The sequence below is a fragment of the Tenacibaculum sp. Bg11-29 genome (assembly GCF_002836595.1).
GTDB lineage: Bacteria > Bacteroidota > Bacteroidia > Flavobacteriales > Flavobacteriaceae > Polaribacter.
In genome coordinates this window covers 219687-239295 of sequence record NZ_PJBB01000003.1, presented here as the reverse complement: position 1 = coordinate 239295, position 19609 = coordinate 219687, and the positions used below count along the sequence as shown (strand labels likewise).

The 19609-nt window shown below is 29.6% G+C and carries 21 protein-coding genes; 5 read left to right on the top strand and 16 right to left on the bottom strand.

The window, feature by feature from the left end:
* Nucleotides 1-107 precede the first annotated feature (107 nt).
* From CXF68_RS01095 to CXF68_RS01040, 12 genes are all read right to left on the bottom strand, one after another.
* Nucleotides 108-1127, bottom strand: coding sequence for a M12 family metallopeptidase (locus CXF68_RS01095; RefSeq protein WP_232771592.1), 1020 nt, complete (start codon nucleotides 1125-1127; stop codon nucleotides 108-110).
* A 544-nt stretch (nucleotides 1128-1671) separates the two neighbouring features.
* Nucleotides 1672-2427, bottom strand: coding sequence for a hypothetical protein (locus tag CXF68_RS01090; RefSeq protein WP_101042521.1), 756 nt, complete (start codon nucleotides 2425-2427; stop codon nucleotides 1672-1674).
* Between the two features lie 230 nt (nucleotides 2428-2657).
* Nucleotides 2658-4085, bottom strand: coding sequence for a DUF3526 domain-containing protein (locus CXF68_RS01085; protein ID WP_101042520.1), 1428 nt, complete (start codon nucleotides 4083-4085; stop codon nucleotides 2658-2660).
* 2 nt (nucleotides 4086-4087) lie between these two features.
* Nucleotides 4088-5491 carry a DUF3526 domain-containing protein gene (locus CXF68_RS01080; RefSeq protein ID WP_101042519.1) on the bottom strand — a complete coding sequence of 468 codons (1404 nt, stop codon included), beginning with the start codon at nucleotides 5489-5491 and terminating at the stop codon, nucleotides 4088-4090.
* Complete coding sequence (locus CXF68_RS01075; RefSeq protein ID WP_101042518.1) at nucleotides 5488-6204, bottom strand: ABC transporter ATP-binding protein; 717 nt, start codon at nucleotides 6202-6204, stop codon at nucleotides 5488-5490. Before CXF68_RS01075 ends, CXF68_RS01080 begins: the two co-directional genes overlap by 4 nt.
* 110 nt (nucleotides 6205-6314) lie before the next feature.
* A complete protein-coding gene (locus CXF68_RS01070) occupies nucleotides 6315-7067 on the bottom strand; it encodes a TonB-dependent receptor plug domain-containing protein (protein ID WP_101042517.1) in 753 nt (250 codons plus the stop codon).
* A gap of 172 nt (nucleotides 7068-7239) precedes the next feature.
* Nucleotides 7240-7575 (bottom strand): hypothetical protein, encoded by a 336-nt coding sequence (locus CXF68_RS01065; protein ID WP_101042516.1) that lies wholly within the window; start codon nucleotides 7573-7575, stop codon nucleotides 7240-7242.
* Between the two features lie 188 nt (nucleotides 7576-7763).
* Entirely contained in the window at nucleotides 7764-9782 is a 2019-nt protein-coding gene (locus CXF68_RS01060) for a M3 family metallopeptidase (protein WP_101042515.1), read from the bottom strand.
* Between the two features lie 175 nt (nucleotides 9783-9957).
* Entirely contained in the window at nucleotides 9958-10437 is a 480-nt protein-coding gene (gene purE, locus CXF68_RS01055; RefSeq protein ID WP_101042514.1) for a 5-(carboxyamino)imidazole ribonucleotide mutase, read from the bottom strand.
* A 25-nt stretch (nucleotides 10438-10462) separates the two neighbouring features.
* Entirely contained in the window at nucleotides 10463-11083 is a 621-nt protein-coding gene (locus CXF68_RS01050; RefSeq protein ID WP_101042513.1) for a hypothetical protein, read from the bottom strand.
* Nucleotides 11084-11096: 13 nt separating this feature from the next.
* Nucleotides 11097-12254 carry a 5-(carboxyamino)imidazole ribonucleotide synthase gene (locus CXF68_RS01045; protein WP_101042512.1) on the bottom strand — a complete coding sequence of 386 codons (1158 nt, stop codon included), beginning with the start codon at nucleotides 12252-12254 and terminating at the stop codon, nucleotides 11097-11099.
* Between the two features lie 65 nt (nucleotides 12255-12319).
* Nucleotides 12320-12745 (bottom strand): hypothetical protein, encoded by a 426-nt coding sequence (locus CXF68_RS01040; RefSeq protein ID WP_101042511.1) that lies wholly within the window; start codon nucleotides 12743-12745, stop codon nucleotides 12320-12322.
* 108 nt (nucleotides 12746-12853) lie between these two features.
* Between CXF68_RS01040 and greA the strand changes: the two genes are divergently transcribed.
* The 3 genes from greA (at nucleotide 12854) to CXF68_RS01025 (ending at nucleotide 14280) form a co-directional block, all read left to right on the top strand.
* Nucleotides 12854-13327 carry a transcription elongation factor GreA gene (gene greA / locus CXF68_RS01035; RefSeq protein ID WP_101042510.1) on the top strand — a complete coding sequence of 158 codons (474 nt, stop codon included), beginning with the start codon at nucleotides 12854-12856 and terminating at the stop codon, nucleotides 13325-13327.
* A gap of 80 nt (nucleotides 13328-13407) precedes the next feature.
* On the top strand, nucleotides 13408-13800 hold the full coding sequence (locus CXF68_RS01030) for an HIT family protein (RefSeq protein ID WP_101047278.1): 393 nt from the start codon (nucleotides 13408-13410) through the stop codon (nucleotides 13798-13800).
* Between the two features lie 66 nt (nucleotides 13801-13866).
* The gene (locus tag CXF68_RS01025; RefSeq protein ID WP_198553737.1) at nucleotides 13867-14280 is read left to right on the top strand and encodes a cupin domain-containing protein; all 414 of its coding nucleotides are present in this window, start codon (nucleotides 13867-13869) and stop codon (nucleotides 14278-14280) included.
* A 28-nt stretch (nucleotides 14281-14308) separates the two neighbouring features.
* Here CXF68_RS01025 and CXF68_RS01020 read toward each other — a convergent pair whose 3' ends face one another.
* Entirely contained in the window at nucleotides 14309-15457 is a 1149-nt protein-coding gene (locus CXF68_RS01020) for a HAMP domain-containing sensor histidine kinase (RefSeq protein ID WP_101042509.1), read from the bottom strand.
* A gap of 75 nt (nucleotides 15458-15532) precedes the next feature.
* On the opposite strand from CXF68_RS01020, the gene CXF68_RS01015 reads away from it, so the two are divergent.
* Nucleotides 15533-16393 carry a flavin reductase family protein gene (locus CXF68_RS01015; protein ID WP_101042508.1) on the top strand — a complete coding sequence of 287 codons (861 nt, stop codon included), beginning with the start codon at nucleotides 15533-15535 and terminating at the stop codon, nucleotides 16391-16393.
* 8 nt (nucleotides 16394-16401) lie between these two features.
* Nucleotides 16402-16767 carry a DUF3127 domain-containing protein gene (locus tag CXF68_RS01010; protein ID WP_101042507.1) on the top strand — a complete coding sequence of 122 codons (366 nt, stop codon included), beginning with the start codon at nucleotides 16402-16404 and terminating at the stop codon, nucleotides 16765-16767.
* A 206-nt stretch (nucleotides 16768-16973) separates the two neighbouring features.
* Here CXF68_RS01010 and CXF68_RS01005 read toward each other — a convergent pair whose 3' ends face one another.
* The 3 genes from CXF68_RS01005 to CXF68_RS00995 form a co-directional block, all read right to left on the bottom strand.
* Nucleotides 16974-17228, bottom strand: coding sequence for a DUF1456 family protein (locus CXF68_RS01005; RefSeq protein ID WP_101042506.1), 255 nt, complete (start codon nucleotides 17226-17228; stop codon nucleotides 16974-16976).
* A gap of 24 nt (nucleotides 17229-17252) precedes the next feature.
* Entirely contained in the window at nucleotides 17253-17876 is a 624-nt protein-coding gene (locus tag CXF68_RS01000) for a YqaA family protein (protein WP_101042505.1), read from the bottom strand.
* A gap of 84 nt (nucleotides 17877-17960) precedes the next feature.
* A complete protein-coding gene (locus tag CXF68_RS00995; RefSeq protein ID WP_101042504.1) occupies nucleotides 17961-19517 on the bottom strand; it encodes an NAD(P)/FAD-dependent oxidoreductase in 1557 nt (518 codons plus the stop codon).
* Nucleotides 19518-19609 lie beyond the last annotated feature (92 nt).

Genomic DNA, 19609 nt, shown 5'->3' with positions numbered 1-19609 from the left:
TCATGTTTAAGAAAGTTGAAAAGATACCTGTAATGAAAAATAGATATTACCTTTTATGGTAATATCTATTTTTTATATTAATTTGGTTTAACTATGATCAATGTTTGTTAGTTACATTGCCCAATTTTATCCCACGAGCTTGTTTTTCTTTCGTACAAAGAACCTTGGTATGTTACGCGTGAGCCAACTGAATAACTTCTTCCTCTTACATATGCTTGAACACCATCGCAAATATTACCTCCTGTCGAAGCAGGGTACATTTGGTTTATTCCAGTTATATCTTGAGCAGAAAGACCATCTCTTTGAACATTAAACGTAGTACCATTATTTCTTACAATAGTCGGTTGATCGTTTTTAGAAAAGAAAAATGATCCGTACATCATTATTGAACCAAGGTCTAATGTAGAGGTATATTCATCACCATCCCTCCCTTGTTGCGCGTAAGTTAAAAAATTACCTTTTTTACCTGTTTTAATATTTTGAGTGTTAATTGTTATATAGTCGTCTCTATCTCTTCTGCTTTGTTCATGCCAAAGTCCAACAGCGTGCCCTATTTCATGTATTGTATTACCTGTAGAACATCCAGGTGCTAGATTAATAGATTGACGTCCGCCAACTCTACCAACAGAAGAAGAACATCCTGTACTAGTTTTAAAATAAATATAATCAGATTGATTTGTTCTTTGTACAAATCGTAGGGCAGTATTTCTTTCCCAGTGAGCAATAGCAGTAGTTACACGATTTTTATTTGCTAAAGATGATTCTACAGAATAATAAACTGTATTGTTAGGCCATCTTCCTCCAGTTCTACCAACAGATCTGTTAGATAGTTTGGAAATAGAAGGTTCACCAATGGCACTTGGAGTTTCTTTTAATTCGTCAATAGAAAAAAGAATGTCTCCATCTAAAACATAAGTATTTTCGATTTTCTGTACTTTAACATTTTGACTTCCATAATATAAAGAATGTAAATCACCAGTTAATCCTGGGTAAGCTTCTTCAGGGTTATTTTTTTTAGAATTTGTAAGGACAGTGTCATCTATATTAGCCGTTGTTTCTTCTTGACATGAATAAAAGAACATTAGCGAAGTAATAAATGCGATTAAATAAATTTGAAGGGTTTTCATAATAGAATGATTAAATTTTTGTTATTAATTATTTTTTTTTTAAAACAGTTAAATTTATTGATTGAAAAAGAATAGTGTTTTTTTGATGAAAATTTAACTAAAAATTTACAAATAATTCATTTAATGTGTTTAGAGTATTGAACGCTTTCTTTGAATAAAGATTGTTTATTTAAAAAAAAAATAATTTTGAAATATATAGTTAAAGTGATTAACGTGTTTCTGAAAACCTTTCTAGGAAGTTGAGAATACCAATTTATATTACAAGTGTTGTTGCAGAATAATATGTGTAATTATTTATTTCGTACTGTTTTAATAGAGAATAAATATGTAGGATAATGTTCAGAAAAATGAGTCCAAGTAATTGAAGTTGTCTATGATAAAGATAAAATAGAACAGCCTTTTATGATTCAAGTAAAAAAAAACCAAGAAAACCTAGCTAAACATCGTTAGCAAAATTTTCTTGGATGTTTATTAAAGCGTCAAACGCTACAAGCTACAAAGTATATGAGCAAGTAGATTGAGGCAAAGAGTAAAAAATTAATATTTATTTAGAGAATAGAAGAAATTCATCAGCATAATCATGAAAATGAATAAATTTCAATTCTGGGTCATAGCCTATACTTAATCCATTAGGGTTTTTTAATCCTCCAGAACTAGCACTAGCACCCGAGTAAGGATACTGATCGTCAGAAGGTGTTGTAGATATGTATTTTACGCTATTTCCTTGGTATTCGTACTTTACAGTATAATTTATAGTTTTGTAATTTTCAGAAGTACTCATTGAAAAATCTTTATTAATAATAAGTTTAGTTTTTTCTGTTCTATCATGATCAGCGTGATTATGCCCATCATAGCCAGTAAAATTCCATTCTCCAATTAAAATTCTAGATTCTTTTTGTAATAAAATAGTACCAGAATAATCACCATTACCAGCAGTAATTAAAATATTACCATCGCTACCGTTTTTTAGATTTAAATCAGTGTATGTCCAGTTACTTAAATGGTTGTCATTTGTATAAATATCAACGAAGTAAACTTGGGTATATTCTAAGTTTTCAGAAATAGTAATTTTTCCTTCAGAATTAAAATTCCCTGAATATATTTTATTTACTTCATCTAGGTAATCTTGTTTATTTAAGTAAACATCAATGTTTAAATCTGTAAAGTTGTAGTTGTTTTCATATTCGCTTGGAATTTTGTCAATCTCAAGTTTTAAAAAACCTTTTAAAGGAGTTAGAGGTTCATTTGAAGAACATCCAACTAAACAAATTGTAAGAAGAATAAGTAATAGTTTTTTCATATTTAAAAAATAAAGAGTTAATAAATTAACGCCAAAAATAATAAATTAACACTACTTTTTAATAATATGCTTTTTTTGTGATTTTTAGTATAAAATATTACAAATTATACAGGCAAGAAAATTAAGTAAAAACTATTCGTTTTTTTAGAAAATAGACTTTTTAAAGTTCTGAATTATTTCATTAAAAAAAAGCCCCAATCATTAGCTTAATAATTGGGGCTTTTTTTTAGTTAAATTAGAACTCCTTTTTTTATTTTTCTTTTAAAAAACCACCACCCTGTGATTAATAAAAAGAATGAAAAAGTTAGTAGTATGATTAATTTTTTAACAATAGAAAAAGGTTTTGGTTGTTGGTACTTAAACGTAGGTAACTTGTTGTATAAACTAGTACTAAATAACTCGTTTTTATATAAAAGAGGTGTGAAAAAATTTCGCCATTCTTTAGAAAAACTACTTACTTGCTCTTTATAGTTTTGATAATGTTGCGTAGAAGTACCAGCTATAGCGTTAAATGTTTGTTGCAAAACAATAGCAGGTGAAATGTATTGCCATTTTTGAATCCATTTTTGCTGGTTTTTTAATTGTAGTTCATATGTATCTATTAGAGGTTTAAGTTCATCTTCTACCAAATCTTGCGACGCCATGTATTTATGCCAAAAAGAATAATTTGTAGCTGTGTTTGTTGCATACTCTGGATGGTCTCTTAAATAATTATCTAAAATTTTATCTTGCTTTTTAGATACTTCATCTTTCAATTCTCTCACTTCACTAATTAATTTTGTTCTAGAAGGAATTGGGTAAAAGGTATTTCCTAATTGCCCTATTAAGGCAGGGATTATTAAAATGATAAATACCCAAATAGCTAATAAACTTACGGCATTTTTTGCAGAATTATTTAAGAGTATGTTTACTAAAAAAACAATAGAAAACCAAAAAAGTAGATAGGCTATAACTAGTAAAATAGTATTTATATATATAGAAAAGTTTGTGCTAAAATCGAAATTATTAATTACAAATGATATCGTTAAAACAGTTAAAGTAATTATAGTTAACCAAAAAAAACGGAAACTAATTTTTTGAAAAAACCATATGAATACAGATACAGGTTGTGAAGCTAATAACTTTAATGAGCCGTACTCTTTTTCTGCAGAAAATATATTATAACTAAAAGCAATAACGATAAGTGGTAGTATATATATAATTACAAAAGCAAGATCAAAACTTCCAAAAAGTAATTGAACTGGATTAGATAATTCGGTGTAGCTTAATAAAAAACTATCTCCATAAGCTTTAGGCTGTATGTAGTTTGTGTACAAATCGCTTTGACCTGTAGAAAGAAACGACAGTGCTTGCGGTGGCATTGAAGCTACCCTTGGGTGTGATTGCCCAATTGTCATAGGTCGTGTAGGTGCTCTCCATGGGTTACCGTCATTTTTTTTAAAGCCTTTTTCTATAGAATCTAATGCCTGTAGCATTTTTGTATCCTTCTTTTTAACAATACTATTTATTTTTTCAATATTAGAAATTCGTTTATTGGTCTTTTGCTTTCCATTATAACCAGCATATAAAAATGTAACTAAAATGGTGAAAAATAATATTAAGAGCCATTTACTACGTAACAGAATTTTTAGTTCGTGTTTAAAATTATGTGTAAACATGTTTAATAAGTTTTGTTAGTGAATATTAATATAGCAGCTGTAATTGCAAACCAAAGTGATAGTATTAAGAGTAAAGGTAAATTCTCCTTAAAAGTTTCTGAAAAGGAAGGTGCTTCGTATTTAAATTTTGGTAGTTTGGCCCAAGTATCAGCAGGAGCGATATAGCGTTCTCTATATTTAGAGTTTTTTTCGGTAGTTCCATTTAAAAATCGTTGTGTTTCAATTCTATACTTTTCTGCAGCTTCTGAAAAATTCCAATGGTATTGATAATCGGTTTTTGCTATTGACATTGATAAAAATCGTGTAGGCAAGAAAGGAGAAATTATGGCTAATGTTTTATAAACATTATTTTGTTTTATAGCTATTTTTTTTAATAAACCATAATGTTTAGCGTATATTTCTGCTTGTTGTTCTTCTCCTTTTTGCATTCTATAGGCACTAAAATTAAAGGGAAGCTTGTGTACGCTATCTACATTATATTTTTTAAGAATTTCTTTTTCTAATTTTTTTGCTTGTTTACTCGATGGGCTATGTCCATCTAATCCTTTTTTGTATTCTTGATGTACTTTTTCAGAAAATTCTTGAAGGGTTGGGTATGGGTATTTAGTATCGGCTATATTACTAGCTAGTTTAGGGGCAATAAAACAGGCTAAAATCCAAAAGAATAAGCTAGTAACTAAAGCTACTCCTGATTTTTTAACTAAAGAAGATATTAGTAAAACTATATTAGTAAAAACTAAATAGTAAACAAGGTAAATAAGGTAAAGCATGCCAAATGCTTTCCAATTAAGAACTCCATAATCTTTAATATTAGAAAATATAATACCTCCAAAAATAAATAATAATGTTGTAATAACTATTGCGGGGATTAATGTAGCAACCCATTTACCTAATAGTAATTTCCATCCAGTTATTCCTTGACTTTTTAAAATGTAGAACGTATTTCCTTCTATTTCTTTAGTAAAAGTATTATACCCTATTAAAATAATAATTAGAGGGAGTATATATAGTAAAATAAAGTTGGGGGTTAGTTCTCCAAAACGAGATAAGGTAGTTTGATCTGTGGCATCACTAAACAATGCTTCGTTTCTGCTATGGGCTTCTAAAAATATTGAAACTCCAGTATATTTATCTACACCTTGGTCTATTAGGGATAATGGCGATTTGGGTTTAAACACATAATTTCCATAATGAGCGGCAGAATGTGGATTTTTTTTTCCTTGAGATTCCCAAACGGTTCGTTCACTATTTTTTGCTTTGTTATATTGATTGATGGTAGTTTTATATTGATTAGTAGTAACCAAAATAGCAGTAACCAATAAAGCTAAAACAATACCTATTGATATTTTAAAACGTCCGTCTCTAGATATTTCTCTAAATTCTTTTTTTATTATATATAAAATCATTTTACTTCTTCATTTAAATTCATGGTTTCTAGATATAAATTTTCTAACTCATGAAGCGATACAGCGCTGTTAGAAAAAGAATGTTTTAAGGCTCCTTGTTTCATGATGCCAATATGTGTACCTATATCTTTTGCTCTAAAAATATCGTGTGTTGCCATTAGTATAGCTACTCCGTCTGCTCTCATTTTTTTTAGGAGTTTTCCAAATTCATTACTTGATTTTGGATCTAAACCAGATGTAGGTTCGTCTAATAATAATACTTTAGCATCTTTTGCAATAGCCAAGGCAATACCTACTTTTTGTCTCATTCCTTTAGAGAAATATTGGATTCGCTTATGAAAAGCTTCTTGCTGTAAACCTGCTTCTTCTAAAAAGAATTCTAATTCTATTTTAGAAAATTTGTTACCTCCAATTCCTAAAAAATAATCTAAATTTTCTAATGCTGTTAGTGTAGGGTAGAGCATTAGATTTTCTGGTATATAGGTTAAAAAAGATTTTGTTTTTTTTGCATTATTAGCAACATTTAATCCATTAATAGAAGCTTCTCCAGAAGAAGGTGTAATAAAATTTAATAATAAATTTATAGTTGTTGATTTTCCGGCTCCATTTGCTCCGAGTAAGCAAAAAATTTCACCTTCTTTTATTTCTATATTTAAATTATGTAATGCCGTAAAATCGCCATATTTTTTGGTTAGATTGTTCGTTTTTATCATTGGGTCATGTTTTGAGTTTCAATTATTAAATTTTAAGATCAACAGAAGTTCTGCTTTGCCATCCAGTAATATCTATTACTGAAATTTGACAATGGTAATCACCATAATCTTCATGTGTTATTCTTGCTTCTATTGGTAAGATTAAGTTCTCTAGAAAAAGAGTTTACATTAGGTAATAAGTTGTTTTTTAAACTAATTACTCTAGCTATAGCATCAGATCCATACATTAAAGATGTTGCTCTTTTGGTAATTTCAATGTTATCTATATTGTATTGGTCTATTTCTAAACCATGATCAGCTCCCCATTGTTGAGCCTCATGTTTTATTCCGTTTTCAACTACAACAATTCTATTAAAACCTAATCCTCTTATTGTTGGTTTAGATTGCCCAGAACCAATTGTTATAGCACTAGCTCCAGGTATGTTTTTTAGCGTTTGCATTAAGCTGTTATCTCTGTTTTTTGCTAAAAATAATTTACTTACCTTTTGTTTGTTTTTAGAGAGTTTTACAGAAGTTTGTTTATGCTTTTGTGCAATAATCACTTCATTTAAGACCGAGTTCTCTTGTTTCAGAACGATTGATATAACAGGTGTGTTTGAAGCGAAATTAAATAGCTTCTTATAAGAGATGTATCCTACATGAGTAATGCTTAGCTGTTTATTTTTAGTCGATATTTTGTAAAAAGTAGTAGTACCTTTTAAGTTTGTATATGCATATTTTAAGCCAATATTTACGTGGGCATTGGGTAGCTCTTTCTGTGTTGTTTCATCAATTACCTTTATGGTAACACTATGTGTGTGTTGACTAAAAAGTAGTGTATGAAACAATACACAAAATAAAGCACTTAGGCTTAGTCTTGTCATTGTTGTAATAAATAAATGGATGGTTCAGGTTTGTAATGAAATAACTTAGTATTTAATTACAGGTTTATTGAATGAGGTAAGTTTTAAAATATATCTATTAAATGCTCTTATAAAATTAATTATAAGACATATGTGTTCTATATGGTTTGTATAGAAATAAAGAAAAAAATACTTAAGAAATTACTGGAGGTGCTCTTAGTCTTTTAATTGAAGAATAACAAAAAGATAAAGAAATCGATTTGTAATTATCAATAATCGTTTTGTTAGTGGTAAGAACGAGTACTTGTATAAAAGTTTTAGGCGATAAGTTAAATGAAGCAAAAGAAAAGTAACAAACATCACAATGTTCATTTTCATACTCGTGTAAATGAGTTAATTTTTCTTTACAATTTTGATGGCCTTCATCTTTATGCTCATGACTAGCTTTAACAATAATAGGAAGCATAAGTAAAAACACCAAAAAGAGTGATGTTATTTTACTTAGTATATTATTGTTTTTTGAAATCATTTATCTTTTATGTAAACGAAAAGCAAAAGTAATTTATAATTGCTTTTTTAAGTTGTGAATGTTTGTTAAATTTTTCCAAAAAAAAATATAGAACCTTAGTACGTTAAAAAATAAAGTTTTATTTTTTATGCTTGCTAGATTAGTTATAAAAGAAAAGCCTTTCGAATTTCGAAAGGCTTTTGTAATTATTATAATAATCCAGCACGTTTTAATAACGCATCTGGTTTAGGTTCTTTTCCTCTAAAACGTTTGTATAATTCCATTGGCTTTTCTGTACCACCTTTAGATAAAACGTTGTCTTTAAATTTATCGGCAACTTCTTTGTTAAAGATTCCTTCTTCTAAGAAATACTCAAAAGCATCGGCATCTAAAACTTCAGCCCATTTATATGAATAGTATCCTGCAGAATATCCTCCTTGAAAAATATGAGAGAAAGCTGTGCTCATACAGTTTTCGGCAACATCAGGATATAATTGAGTATCAGCAAAAGCTTTTGATTCAAATTCTTTAACTGAAGTGATTTTTTCAGGTGATTCACCACCATGCCATTGCATATCTAGTAAACCAAAACTTAACTGACGTAAAGTTTGCATTCCTTCATGAAAACTAGCAGATTCTTTTATTTTTTTTACATATTCCATCGGAATGGTTTCACCTGTTTCGTAATGTTTAGCAAACAACTCTAATGCTTCTTTTTCGTAACACCAGTTTTCTAAAACCTGACTTGGTAATTCAACAAAATCCCAAGAAACTGAAGTTCCTGATAAACTATTGTAAGTTGTGTTAGCTAGCATTCCGTGAAGTGCATGTCCAAACTCATGAAATAACGTAGTAACCTCGTTAAATGTTAATAAAGATGGTTTAGTTTCTGTCGGTTTTGTGAAGTTACAAACGATTGAAACTTGTGGTCGCTCATTAATTTCGTTTTTAATTTGTTGTGATTTGTAAGAGGTCATCCAGGCACCGTTTCTTTTTCCTGGTCTTGGATGAAAATCTGCATAAAAATGAGAAATGAAATTTCCTTTCACATCAGTAACTGAGTATGTTTTTACATCTTCATGGTATTTATCTATAGAAGTAATTTCTTCAAACTGTAGGTCAAACAATCTACTTGCTATTTCAAAAACACCGTCAATTACGTTTTCTAATTTAAAATAAGGCTTTAGTAGTTCTTGGTCTAAAGAAAAAAGTTCTTTCTTTAGTTTTTCTGAATAGTAAGCGCCATCCCATTTTTGAAGTTGATCTATTCCATCTAACTTCTTAGCGTAAGTTTCTAAATTAGTAAACTCACGTTGTGCAGCTGGTTTGGCTTTTGCTAATAAATCATTAGAAAACGATAAAACTTTATCGGGTGTTTCAGCCATTCGTTCTTCTAAAACAAAATGAGCATGCGTTTTATACCCTAATAAATTAGCTCTTTTATAACGAAGCTTTACAATATCTAAAACAATTTGTTCATTATTGTATTTGTTATCTTGAAAGGCTTTTTTACCAGCCGATATAGCGAAGCTCTTACGTAATTCTCTATTATCAGCATAGGTCATAAAAGGAATATAACTTGGGTAATCTAAAGTAAATACCCAGCCTTCTTTTTCTTTTGATTTTGCTACTTCTTTTGCCGCTTCTTTTACGCTTTCTGGTAATCCTGATAAATCATTTTCGTTAGTTAAGTGCATTTCAAAAGCATTGGTTTCTGCCAATACATTTTCACCAAATTGTAAAGAAAGTTTAGATAAGGCTGCATCTATTTTACGTAATTCAATTTTATCAGTATCATTTAAATTAGCACCATTTCTAGCAAAACTTTTATATTGCTTTTCTAACAACATCGTTTGCTCTGGTGATAAATTTAAGCTGTTTTTAGTATTGTAAACTGTTTTTACTCTTTTAAACAATGCTTCATTTAAAATCATATCATTACTAAATTCACTTAGCCAAGGAGAAACTTCTTTTGCTATTTCTTGAATTTCATCATTAGTTTCTGCTGAGTTTAAATTGAAGAAAATTGATGTAATTTTATTTAATTTTTCACCTGTAAAGTCTAAAGCAACAGTGGTATTTTTAAAAGTTGAATCTTCAGAATTGTTTACAATTGCATCAATTTCTGATTTTGCTATTTTTATTCCTTCTTCAATCGCTGGTTTAAAATCAGCATTTGTAATTTTAGAAAAAGGAGGCGTATTAAAATCTTGTAGTAATGGATTCATTAAATAGGTGCGTTTTAAAATGAATAAAAAAGTAAAAATAATGAAAAATTTAGCAATATAAAGCTGAATTTATTTCAGTTTTACATAAAAACAGATAGCGAAGTGGTTAATCGGATTAAAAAAACCTCGTCAATATTAAAATTGATGAGGTTTGATGATTTTTTAGTGTTCGGTTTTATTTACGAACTCTTTCTGAAGCTTTTTCAACCTTTAGTTTTAAACCTTCCTTGTATGCAATGATTTTATCTAATACAGATTTATTAGAAGCTCCAATAATTTGAGCAGCTAAAATACCTGCATTTTTTGCGCCATCTAAAGCAACTGTAGCTACTGGAACACCTCCTGGCATTTGTAATATTGATAAAACAGAATCCCACCCATCAATAGAATTTCTACTTTTTACTGGTACTCCAATTATAGGTAATGGACTCATACTTGCTACCATTCCTGGTAAGTGAGCAGCTCCACCAGCACCCGCGATAATTACTTTTAAACCACGAGTATGTGCGTTTTTAGAATACTCAACTAATTTTTCAGGTGTTCTGTGTGCAGAAACAATATCTACTTCAATTTGAATATCAAAACTTTCTAAAATATCAATTGCTTCTTGCATGATTGGAAGATCTGAATCGCTTCCCATTATAATTCCTACCATAATTATGTGTTGTTGTGTATGTTTTTTATTTATTTAAATAATTTTTAATACCAAATTCAGGGCTTGAAAAAATTTCTATACCTAAATTTAAAAGATGCTTTTTTACTCCTTCCATTGACGCTTGCGCTAAAAATACAACATCCGCTTTTGTTGCTACTTTTTTTATTTTAGAAGCAATCGTCTTTTCGTATTTTTCAAAATTATTATTCTCAAAATGAATCCAAGATTCAGAACAATCGCAAATTAGTATTTCTATTTCTTTGTTTTTATCATTAGCAATACGTTGTATTAAATTGCTGCTTACTCTCTCGGTAGAACTAGCAGTATAAACGAGTGCTATTTTTTTATATTTTGAAACTAAGTAATTTGTAATAGGGAAATCTATTCTCTTAATATCATTACTGTTATCACATTCTTCACCGTAAGTAGAACATGTGCAAATAATAAGATTTGGATTTATTTTTTTTATATTTTGTAATTCTTTTTTAAAACCTTCAGAATCTAATTGACTATTTTTTAAAGCATAATTAAGTAATTTTTCATTTACATAATGCTTTGTTTGAATGTTTTTATCAAACTTTTTCACTAAATTTTCAAATCTTTCAATATGAACATTCGAAGTATGTAAAAATGCAATTGTGATCAATTTCTTAAGGATTTTACTTAGAAATAACTTTTAATGTTTCTTTAACTTGTTGTGCTATTTTTCGAGCCTCGTTTATATCTTGATTAACGATTGTTACATGTCCCATTTTACGAAAAGGTTTGGTTGTCTTTTTTCCGTAAATATGTGGTGTAACTCCATTAATTTTTAAAACTTCGTTCATGTTCTGGTAAACAACATCTCCTGTGTAACCTTCTTCTCCAACTAAATTTACCATAATACCTGCAACCTTACTTTCGGTATTTCCTAAAGGAAGATCTAAGATGCTTCGTAAATGTTGTTCGAATTGGCTAGTATAACTAGCTTCAATAGAGTAATGGCCAGAATTATGTGTTCTAGGAGCTACTTCGTTAACTAAAATTTCATCAGTTGAAGTTTGAAACATTTCTACAGCTAATAATCCGACGAAGTCTAAAGTGTCAGCTACTTTTAAAGCCACTTCTTGTGCTTTTTTAGCTACCGAATCATTAATTCTTGCAGGACAAATTACATATTCAACTTGGTTTGCTTCTGGATGAAACTCCATTTCAACAACAGGGTATGTTTTAATTTCTCCGCTAGGATTTCTAGCAACAATTACTGCAAGTTCATTTTTAAAAGGAATTAGCTTTTCAGTAATACACTCTACAGCTGGTAAACTATTTAAATCGTTTATGTTTCTAACAATTTTTACACCTGTACCATCATAACCAAATCGTGCCGCTTTCCAAACAAAAGGGAACTCGATACTATTATTCTCGTATGAATGTTTTAATTCTTCTAGGAAAGCATAATGAGAAAAATCAGCAGTAGGAATATTGTTGCTGCTATAAAATTTTTTCTGAAGTGCTTTGTTTTGAATTACTCTTAAGTTAGAAGGTTTTGGGTAAATAGTTAAACCCTCAGCTTCTAGCTTGTCCAGCGCATCAATATTTACATTTTCTATTTCGATAGTTAATACATCTACTTTTTTTCCGAAGTTGTAAACAGTATCAAAATCAAATAAATCTCCTTGATGAAATTCATTACAAATTTGTGCGCAAGGAGCTTCAGCGTTACTGTCTAGAATAACAGTATAAATATCAAATTTTTGTGTTTCAGTAAGTAGCATTCTACCTAATTGCCCGCCACCAAGAACGCCCAATTTAAAGTCAGAAGAAAAATAATTTTTCAAGATAAATATTTTAATGTGTTGTTGTTACCGCAAAAATAAGAATCTAAAGTATAGTATAAATACAATTAACGAGATATTCTTAATTGTGAATTACTAATTTTAGTAACAAAGTACATTAGGGCAGCACAACCTTTATTGTCAATTGGTGCACCATTGGCTAAATAATTATACTTTTTATTATCACATGGTTCACTATCGCAAGGTGTTGTAATATAAATACCGTCAAAAATCATTAAACCGCTACAATTAGCTTCAGGACATTGTCTGTCAAAAGCTTTGTAGCTATTATTACCTGTTCTAAAAAGATAAACATTTCTTCCTTGAATTGTGTTTTTAGAACTTCCGTTAGGAACTAATAACCCTTGAAATTCAGGTAGTGTTAAATCTACAATAGCATTCATTTCTATTCCTCTAAAACAGTCGTTAACAGTTGTGTTGTCACTACAGCTTAAAGCTGTAACTAAACTTAATAAATAAAGTATTTTTCTCATTGTTTTAAAATAGAGTTATATCTCTAACGCTACGAATTTACAAATATTTTGTATATTTGTAAAGCAATCTCATTCCTATCGGTATGAGATTTTTAAAGTTAAAAAATTATGAGTGAAGTATCATATTATAGTGTAGAAGGATTAAAAAAATTAAAAGATGAATTATCACATTTAGAGCATACTGAAAGACCAAGGGTATCTCAAGAGATAGGTGATGCTATAGATAAAGGAGATTTAAGTGAAAATGCAGAGTATCATGCAGCAAAAGAAGAGCAGTCTTTATTAGAAACTAAAATAGCTAAACTTAAAAATGTAGTTGCGAGTGCACGTATTATTGATGAGAGTCAGTTAGATACCTCTAAAATATTAATCCACTCTATTGTGAAATTAAAAAATACAACTAATGGGATGGAGTTTACATATACTTTAGTTGCAGATTCTGAGACTGATATTAAAAATGGAAAACTGTCAGTAAATTCTCCAATAGGAAAAGGTTTATTAGGAAAGAGTTTAGGTGATATTACAGAAATTAAAGTGCCAAACGGAGTTATGAAGTTTGAAGTTATGAATATTTCTCGCTAATATTTTTGAAAATATTTTTAGATAAAAGCGTTGCATTTGCAACGCTTTTTTTATTTTTACTAAACGATAAAACAAGAAACATGGCAAGTATTTTTACTAAAATAATTTCAGGAGAAATTCCTTCATATAAAATAGCAGAAAACGATAATTTTATTGCTTTTTTAGATATTAATCCGAATGCAAAAGGGCATACGTTGGTTGTTCCTAAAAGAGAAGAAAACAAAATCTTTGATTTATCGAAAGAAGAATATAGTAAGTTGATGTCTTTTTCTTACCGAGTAGCAAAAGCTATCGAAAAAACAATTCCATGCAAGCGTGTTGGTATGAGTGTAATAGGATTAGAAGTGCCGCATGTACATGTGCATTTAATTCCTTTAAATACAATGGCAGATATTCAGTTTATAGAAAAAGTAAAATTATCTAATGAAGAATTTATTGAAGTAACTAAAGCAATTTCTAGTAATTTTGAATAATGTATTAAGCCCTTTTTGATGTGAAGTTTAATAAATAGGTAAGGTAAATTTATTTAAAAACAAGAAATGAATACTAAAATTATACTATTATGTTTTACAGCAATCTATTTATTAGGGTGTAAAACAAAATCAACGAAAATAGAAGTAGTAACATTAGTTAAGACATCTAATAGTTGGAATGGAGATACACTTCCGAAATACCTTGAAGGTAAACCAGAAATTACTATTTTAAAGATAACAATTCCAGCTAAAACAAAATTAGAATTACATAAACATTCTGAGATTAATGCAGGTGTTTTATTAAAAGGGAAGCTAAAGGTTATTAGTGAAAGTAAGGATACATTATATTTAAATGCTGGTGATCCAATTGTTGAGTTAGTAGATAAATGGCATTATGGAGAAAATAATGAAAATGAGTCTGCTGAAATAATTGTTTTTTATGCAGGTATTAAAGGTACTCCTATTACTACAATTAAATAAAGGTATAAATGATTAAAAAATAAGTTATTTATATTTTATTCAATTGAATTTCAAAAGAAGTTCCTTTTCCTAAATCTGATTTTTGTACGAATATTTTTCCACTGTGATAATCTTCAATAATACGTTTAGAAAGTGATAAACCTAATCCCCAACCACGTTTTTTTGTAGTAAACCCAGGTTTGAATATTTGTTTAAATTGCGATTTGTTAATTCCTTTACCAGAATCGGTAACAGTAATTTTTACAAGTTTATTTGTTTCTTTAATAGTCAAACTAATGCTACCTTTTCCTTGCATAGCATCAATAGCATTTTTAATTAAATTTTCTATAACCCAACCATACAGTTCAATATTTAGCAGTGTTGAAAGTTCTATTTTATCCGAAGAGAAAGAGAATTTAATTTGTTTAGAACTTCTTGATTTTAAATAATTAAAAGCTAATTCTGTTTCAGAAACGATATTGTATTTTTTTAGTTTGGGTAAAGAGCCAATTTTAGAAAAGCGATTGGCAATAGTACTTAATCGATCAACATCTTTTTCAATTTCAATAATATATTCTTCATTAACATTTTCAGATCTTAAAATTTCGATCCAACCTAATAAAGAAGATAAAGGAGTACCAATTTGATGTGCTGTTTCTTTAGCCATACCTGTCCAAAGCTTATTGTGTTCAGCTACTTTACTAGATTTATAAACCATATATACAATGGTTAAAAAGAGCCCTAAAATTAACAGTAATGCTAAAGGGTAATATTTTAGCTTGTATAGTAAATCAGAGTTTCTGTAATATAAGTATTGAGTAATTCCAAAGTATTCAATAATAATAGGATCGTTCTGTCCTTTCATTACTGTTAACTGCTCTTGTAAATATATTGTTTTTTTAGATTTTATAGAATCTAAATTTCTATGTATATCTATAGTTCCATCTTTATTAACAAGAATTGTAGGTACATTTTCAATCGTTTGGTAAACCTTATTAATTAAATTGGTGTTTTCATTTAAATCAGGGTTTGAAGCTAATTCTTTAAAAGCAGCTGCGAAAATTTTTATTTTGCCTCTTTCTTCTTCTTTAAATTTTTGAAAAAATACGTAGGTGTTCCATAAAATAAATGAAACAATTATTAAAGAAGTAAAAACAATAATTCGTTTTATCCAGTAAGTATTATTGAAAAATGTCATTAGCCAAATATAAACTATTATGTAGAATAACTTAATTTGTAAAAGCGTAGTATATTTACACTAAAAAAAAACAATATGTTAACACTCGATCCAAAAGAGTTACCAGTAGGTAAATTACATGCTTATTTGTTAGGAGCTATTGCGCCTAGACCAATTGCTTTTGCAAGTACAATTGATAAAGATGGAAACCCGAATTTATCACCTTTTAGTTTTTTTAATGTTTTTGGAGCAAACCCACCAATGTTAATTTTTTCTCCAGCACGAAGTGTAAGAGGTAATAAAACAAAACATACTTTAGATAATGCTGAAGATACTAAAGAGGTTGTGATTAATGTTGTTAACTATGATATTGTACAGCAAATGTCGTTAAGTAGTACAATGTACCCTAAAGGAGTAAATGAGTTTGAAAAGGCAGGATTTACAATGTTACCATCTGAAGAGGTAAAACCTTTTAGAGTAGCAGAATCGCCAGTGCAGTTTGAATGTAAAGTAACAGATATTATTTATACAGGAACCGAAGGTGGAGCTGGTAATTTAATAGTTTGTGAAGTAGTTAAATTACATGTTAATGAAGCTGTTTTAGCAGAAGACGGAAGTATAGATCAACACAAAATAGATTTAGTCGCTAGGGCAGGAGGTAGTTATTATACGCGTGCTAGAGATGGTTTTTTTGAGATACCTAAACCAATTTCTACACTAGGTATTGGAGTAGATCAAATTCCAACAGAAATTAGAGATAGTGCTGTTTTAACAGGTAATAATTTAGGTATGCTAGGTAATGTAGAGCAATTGCCAAGTGAAGAAAGTGTTAATAACTTTGCCGTAGAACACCCAAAATATGTTTCGCTTTCAACTGAAAAAAAACATACATTTGCACAAGATTATTTAAAGAGTAATGATGTAGAGAGTGCTTGGAAAGTACTTTTAATTAAATAGATAAGAAAATGGAAGTTATAGGGAAGATTAAATTAATTAACGAAGCACAAACATTTGGAGCTAGCGGATTTAGAAAACGTGAATTAGTTGTAACTACTGATGAGCAATATCCACAAATGATCATGATTGAGTTTGTACAGGATAAATGTGATATTTTAAATACTTATGCTGTTGGTCAAGATGTAAAAGTTTCTATTAATTTAAGAGGTAGAGAATGGATTAACCCAGAAGGAGTTGCAAAATACTTTAACTCTGTTCAAGGATGGAGAATTGAAAGCTTAGCACAAGCTGCTGCTCAAAATACACCACCTGTAGATCAGTTTCAACCAGCTCCAGATTTATCAGCTAACGAACCAGACGATTTACCTTTTTAATAAAAAAGGATATAAAAATAAAAAAGAGAGCTTTTAGCTCTCTTTTTTATTTTGCAGAAATCTGTATTTATTCTTACGGAAATTACGTTTTTTAATGTAACGCTTACGCATATATTTGTAAAATTATCATTCAGGTTTATCATGTTGAATGAAGGTTTTATGTAGAAAATAAAACCTTCTGATTTTAAATCAGAAGGTTTTTGTTATTAAGTAGTTTTTGGTTTTTCTTTTTTAGGCATTGGCCCCCTCAAATGAATGACCAAACCATTTAAGAAATTTCTAAGAATTTGATCTCCACACTCCATGTATTTAGGATGTTCTTCATTTCTGAAAAGCGCACCTAATTCTCCTTTAGAAACTTTAAAGTCTACTAAAGCACAAATTTCAACAATATCTGTATCACGTAACTTGTGTGCTACTCTTAATTTTTTAAAAATATCGTTATTTGATAAGCCTCCCATAAATTTGTGTTTAATATTATTAATTTAATTAACGATGCTGAAAATAGCCAAAGCATAGATGGCAAAACGTAAAAAACGGAATAGCCCAAAAATAACTACATTTTTAAACGGATACTTAATCATACCTGCTGTTAAACAACTGATTGCAAAAGGTAAGGGCAGTAATGCACCAACCAAAATTAAAATACCTCCCCACTTACTCGTGTTTTTGAGGTTTTTAGCCATTTTAACTTCTAAATAGTTTTTTATTGACTTAATTTTTAAAGAAGCCCTTCCTATAAAATAAGCTGTTAAGCCACCTAAATAAGATAAGGTTGCTAAAATTGATAAATTTAAAACTGGATTTGCCGTTTTTTTTGCCCAAGCAATAAAAATCTCTGGAGGTATTAAGCCTAATATAGTTTCAGAAACAAAAAAAGTAATTAATATACCAAGTATAGAAAAAGTTTCGGTAACTACTTGTAAAGCATCGTTGAGGTTGTACACGTATCTGTTGAATAAAAATACAACTGTAACCGCTATTAATATTGGTAAAAAAGCTTTTTTTAAACTTTCCCAAATAAACATATAAAAACCAGTACGTTGATAGTAATTGTGTAAACGTTTTACGTGCGGGTTTTTCTTTTTTTTGTTTCTTTTTTTCTCCACTTTTATTTACTTGATTCTCCAAACATCTTTTAGAGAAGACAAAAATACAAGGTAATTAGAGATAAATCAAAGAAATATCGTTAATTATAAGTTAGCAATTGCCGCTTCAGCACAACGTTCACCATCCATTGCTGCTGATATAATTCCTCCAGCATAACCACCACCTTCACCACAAGGAAACAAACCTTCAATTTCAGGATGTTCTAAATTTTCTTTTCTAGGAATGTTTACGGGCGATGAAGTACGAGATTCTACACCAATAATATTCGCTTCAGCAGTATAATATCCGTGCATTTTTTTTCCGAACGCATCAAAACCTTTACGTAACCTACCTCCAATTATTTTTGGAAGTAATGAATGTAACGGAGAAGATTTTAATCCTGGTTGATATGAAGTTTCATTTAAAGATGAAGATAAATTACCTTCAACAAAATCGGTTAAACGTTGTGCAGGTGCAACCTGACTTTTTCCACCAGCATTAAAAGCTATTTTTTCTAAATCTTTTTGAAACTCTAATCCTTTTAAAGCTCCGAAATGTTCGTATTTCTTAAAATCTTTATCAATATTTAATTCTACTACAATTCCTGAATTCGCAAACTTGTTATTTCTACGAGAAGGAGACATTCCGTTTACAACAACTTCACCATTTGCGGTTGCAGCAGGTACAATAAATCCACCAGGACACATGCAAAATGAATATACACCTCTGTTGTTTACTTGTTGTACTAAACTATAAGCAGCTGCAGGCAGTAACTCATCTCTTTGTCCAGAACAACTGTATTGAATCTGATCAATAATTTCTTGAGGGTGCTCTACACGAACTCCCATTGCAAATGACTTCGCTTTTAATAAAATGTCTTTTTTATTCAGTAGCTCATAAATATCTCTAGCGGAATGCCCTGTTGCTAAAATAACAGCATTTACTGTCATTTCATTTCCGTTTAGTAATTGTATGGCTTGTATTTTATTGTTTTTAACTACGAAATCTGTAACACGTGTGTTAAAATGAACTTCACCACCATATTTTATAATATTCTCACGAATGTTTTGAATAATTTTAGGCAGTTTGTTTGTTCCAATGTGAGGATGTGCATCAATTAAAATATCATCAGCAGCACCATGATGTACTAAGTTTTCAAAGATTCGACGAACATCACCACGTTTTAAACTACGCGTATATAGTTTTCCGTCAGAATACGTTCCTGCACCACCTTCGCCAAAGCAATAATTAGAATCTTCGTTTACAAAGTGTTCTTGATTAATAGCACGTAAATCTCTACGACGATCTTGTACATTTTTACCACGTTCTAAAACAATAGGTTTGTAACCTAGTTCTATACAGCGCAGCGCAGCATACATACCTGCGGGACCAAAACCAATAATGTGAACCTCTTTTGCTTTCGAAACATCTTTATATTCGAAAACATAATCTGGTGTATCAGGCAAAGGTTCGTTAATATATACAGCTATTTTATAGTTAAAAATAACATCTTTTTTACGAGCATCAATAGATTTACGCAACACCTTTACAGCTGTTATCGTAGAAAGAGCGATGTCTAATTTTCTAGAAGCTTTCTTTTTTAGAATATCTTCTTTCTTTTCTTCTATTAAATTAACACGTAGTTGAAGTTCTTTTACCATGTTGCAAAATTATGGAAATTTGAATTGATACGTTTTCATTTTGTTAAGAATTATAAAAATGAAATGAACGTTGTCGTTTTATCAGTTATAGT